This is a genomic window from Mesorhizobium sp. M7A.F.Ca.CA.004.12.1.1 (assembly GCF_003997835.1).
Taxonomy (GTDB): Bacteria; Pseudomonadota; Alphaproteobacteria; order Rhizobiales; family Rhizobiaceae; genus Mesorhizobium.
Map to the genome: position 1 here is coordinate 1 of NZ_RZRK01001542.1, position 404 is coordinate 404.

Sequence of the window (404 nt, forward strand, 5' to 3'; positions counted from 1 at the left end):
GGCAGGAAGCGAGCGAAATCGCCGTCGCCCTTGGCCTCGATATGATTGCCCTTGTCGGTCAGTTGGTGGCGACCCGTCAGCTGGGTGACGATCTTGCCGTCGACCGAGAACGTGCCGATGCCGTTCCAGTTGGCGAGCGGCCCGGTGCCCGAGACATCTATGTCGACCGGCGGCGTGTCGGGCAGCTTGAGCAGGTTGGCGATGATACCGCCTGCCGGCTCCGAGGCCTTCAGGTCGAGATCGAGCCTGTTGTCTGCCGGCGCAAAGTGGATCTTGGCGTCGACATTACCTTGCTTGCCGTCATGACGGGTGATGTTGAGCACCGTCTCGACCGCCAGTGGCGCGGCATCGCCGAGCTTGCGGCCAAGGGATCGGTCAAGGCCGATGCCGCGCCACTGGCGGTG

The 404-nt window shown here is 64.9% G+C and carries 1 protein-coding gene; it reads right to left on the reverse strand.

What is annotated here, in order from left to right; translation table 11 throughout:
* A partial coding sequence (locus tag EN984_RS37470) for a hypothetical protein (protein ID WP_164766066.1) occupies positions 1-404 on the reverse strand: 404 nt, incomplete at both ends.